At 51.4% G+C, this 3,192-nt stretch carries 4 protein-coding genes and 1 tRNA gene; all 5 read left to right on the top strand.

From position 1 onward, the window contains the following. The first annotated feature begins 125 nt into the window (after positions 1 to 125). The 5 genes from Q0X57_RS07940 to nusA all read left to right on the top strand — a co-directional run bounded on the left by Q0X57_RS07940 (position 126) and on the right by nusA (position 3,188). Positions 126 to 197, top strand: a tRNA-Arg gene (locus Q0X57_RS07940). Between the two features lie 129 nt (positions 198 to 326). After that, positions 327 to 644, top strand: coding sequence for a 50S ribosomal protein L21 (rplU, locus tag Q0X57_RS07935; protein ID WP_007365346.1), 318 nt, complete (start codon positions 327 to 329; stop codon positions 642 to 644). 19 nt (positions 645 to 663) lie between these two features. Then, positions 664 to 921, top strand: a complete 258-nt coding sequence (gene rpmA / locus Q0X57_RS07930) for a 50S ribosomal protein L27 (protein WP_007365330.1) — start codon at positions 664 to 666, stop codon at positions 919 to 921. Between the two features lie 311 nt (positions 922 to 1,232). Further along, the gene (locus Q0X57_RS07925) at positions 1,233 to 1,730 is read left to right on the top strand and encodes a ribosome assembly cofactor RimP (RefSeq protein WP_007365324.1); all 498 of its coding nucleotides are present in this window, start codon (positions 1,233 to 1,235) and stop codon (positions 1,728 to 1,730) included. 63 nt (positions 1,731 to 1,793) lie between these two features. Then, positions 1,794 to 3,188 carry a transcription termination factor NusA gene (nusA, locus tag Q0X57_RS07920; protein ID WP_297729919.1) on the top strand — a complete coding sequence of 465 codons (1,395 nt, stop codon included), beginning with the start codon at positions 1,794 to 1,796 and terminating at the stop codon, positions 3,186 to 3,188. The last annotated feature ends 4 nt before the right edge of the window (positions 3,189 to 3,192 follow it).

Genomic DNA, 3,192 nt, shown 5'->3' with positions numbered 1-3,192 from the left:
TAATAGTAGTCTGAAGGGGATTTCTTCAATTGGTGGTACCGTTTTATTGCGTACCTTTGCAGTGGCAATGGTACGAAGCGGTTTACAGGCTCTGTGACACAGGCTTCATATGCAAGTATCCCAACGCCCCTGTAGTTCAACGGATAGAATAGAAGTTTCCTAAACTTTAGATCTGAGTTCGATTCTCAGCGGGGGTACGCTTGCGGGGTGTCAAGTTTTTTGTACCTTTGCAGTCGATTTACTTCCTAAGTAGGGTTTGTCAAGCGCAGATTGATTGTAGGCTGCCACCTTACGGGACTATATAATAATAGTAACAGACGAACGTAATGTACGCAATTGTTGAAATCCAAGGTCAGCAGTTTAAGGTAGAGGAGGGTCGCAAGCTCTTCGTGCATCATATCCGCGAGGTGGAGCAGGGTGCAGAGGTTACCTTTGACCGGGTTATGCTCCTCGACAAGGACGGAGCAGTAGCAGTAGGAGCCCCGACGATCGAGGGCGCACAGGTAGTATGTGAGGTCGTATCTCCACTCGTCAAGGGTGAGAAGGTGCTGATCTTCCACAAGAAGCGGAGAAAGGGCTATCGCAAGCTCAGAGGGCATCGCCAGCAGTTCTCCGAGATACTAGTAAAGCAAATCGTAGGATAATTAAAGACTCTAAGGAATCATGGCACATAAGAAAGGTGTAGGAAGCTCCAAGAACGGACGCGAATCCGAAAGCAAACGCCTAGGCGTTAAGATCTTTGGAGGTGAAGCCTGCAAGGCTGGTAATATCATCGTACGTCAGAGAGGTACGCAGCACCATCCTGGTGAGAACGTGGGCATGGGCAAGGATCATACTCTCTATGCACTTACAGACGGCACGGTCGTCTTCTCTCAGACGAGAGGAGATCGTAGCTTCGTCTCTGTAGCAACACACGAGTAGGCATCTTTTAGAGACACTTCGCTAAGCTCTACGCTACACGATACAGCAGCCCCTCCGCCTCCTATCCCTTAGTTTGGTAAGGGTTATGAGGTAGAGGGGCTTGGCATTTTTGATTCTTCCATCATTACCTAGGTGGCTTATTTACCTTGCATCGGATAGACAGTATGCTATCTGAAGAAATATTACTATCTTTGCATCGTAATGAACCGGTTGAGGTCGTACGGCTCACGAGCAGTTGACTCAGCTTAGGTATGGAGGAGGAAGCCATGCGACAGCGGTTCCCTCCTTTTTGTATATAACCATCGAGTATCATGATAGATCTAGCAGTACTCCGCACAGACATAGAGCAGATGCTCCACGAGGACGAGTTCGTCGTGGAGGTAACTAGTAGCCCAGGAGATCAGATCCGAGTAGTGGTCGATGCCATGGGAGGCTTGCCCATCTCTCGCTGTGTCGAGATCTCTAGAGCTATCACACAGCTACACGATCGTGACGAGGAGGAGGACTATGCCCTAGAGGTATCGTCGCCTAGTCTCTCCGATCCGTGGCAGGTCTACGAGCAGTACACCCGTCACCTGGAGGCGCCCGTGCAGGCAGTCGACGCGTCAGGGATGAAGTGGCACGGCAAGCTCATCGAGGTCGGTGCTAGGGGCGCGGATCAGCTACCCGAGTATGTCGTCCTAGAGGTCGAGCGCACGGAGATCATACAGGATGGTAAGAAGAAGAAAAAGCAGCAGATCATCGAGCCTCATCGCATCGAGCGTGATCAGCTAAAGCGTATCTCGTACGACCTAGACAAGGCACTCTGATAGAGCCCCTACCCCATCATTACTTAAGACAGTAGTCCCACAGAAGAGATCCAACACAGATATATGGCTAGAAAGAAAGAAGCAACGAGCTTAAAGGTTCTACTCACTGAATTCAAAGAGCTGAAGAACATCGACGAGGAGACGATGCTCCACGTATTAGAGGACTCCTTCCGGAGCATCCTCGCTAAGATGTTTGGCTCAGACGACAACTTTGACGTGATCATCAATGCGGATAGCGGAGACTTTGAGATCTGGCGCACCCGCGAGGTGGTTGCTGACGATGCGGTCGAACGGGAGAACGAGCAGGTGGCCTACACGGAGGCTCGTGAGATAGACCCCGAGGCTGAGATCGGAGATGATGTAACTGACTCAGTGGACTTCCTCTCCTTCGGTCGGCGCGCGATAGTCAATCTACGCCAGACCCTCTCAAGCAAGATATTGGATCTGCAGAAGGAGCACTTCTACCAGGCCTTTATAGAGCGTGTAGGAGAGATGATTACGGCTGAAGTCTATCAAGTATGGAAGCGGGAGACCCTACTCGTCGATGAGGATGGCAACGAGCTCATTATGCCCAAGAGCGAGCAGATCCCTGACGAATACTTCCGCAAGGGCGATAGCGTCCATGCCGTCATAGCTCGTGTGGACAATGAGAACAACAACCCTCGTGTCACGCTTTCACGCACTAGCCCTGAGTTCCTCAAGCGTCTCTTCGAGATCAACGTACCAGAGATCGCTGACGGCTTGATCACGATCAAGCGTGTAGCACGTATCCCAGGTGTCCGCGCTAAGATTGCCGTTGAGTCATACGATGACCGCATTGACCCAGTCGGCTCTTGTGTCGGTATGAATGGTAGCCGTATACGTGGCATCGTCCGGGAGCTACATGGGGAGAACATTGACGTCCTCACCTACACGTCAAACGATAGTCTATTCATACAGCGTGCGCTCAGCCCTGCCAAGGTCTCTTCCATCAAGCTCTACCCAGAGACTGCAAAGGCGGAGGTTTACCTACAGCCTGAGGATGTACCTCTAGCTATCGGTAAGAACGCTAGCAACATCAAACTGGCGTCCGTCCTGACAGGCTTTGAGATTGAGGTCTTCCGTGATGCGGCCGATACGACCGAGGAGGATATCTACCTCTCCGAGTTTAGCGATGAGATTGAGGACTGGGTCATCAAGATGCTTCTAGACATAGGTCTGAACACGGCTCGTGCCGTCCTGACCACGTCACGCACGGAGCTGCTCCAGAGGACCGATCTTGAGATAGAGACCATCGACCATGTTCTACGCATTCTCTCGTCCGAGTTTGACCTTGAGGAGCTAGAGGAGATGGGGCTACCACAAGAAAACATTGATATGCTCAAGAGCCCTGTACCTACGCAAAGAGAGATCGCAGAGGCAATCATTGAGGATCTCAAGGAGGAGCCTCAGCGCACAGAGCCAGACTCAGAGGAGTAAGCAG

The organism is uncultured Porphyromonas sp. (assembly GCF_947254915.1).
Classification (GTDB): Bacteria; Bacteroidota; Bacteroidia; order Bacteroidales; family Porphyromonadaceae; genus Porphyromonas.
The sequence above is the reverse complement of the archived record's forward strand: the minus strand, read 5'-3'. Positions and strand labels throughout refer to the sequence as shown.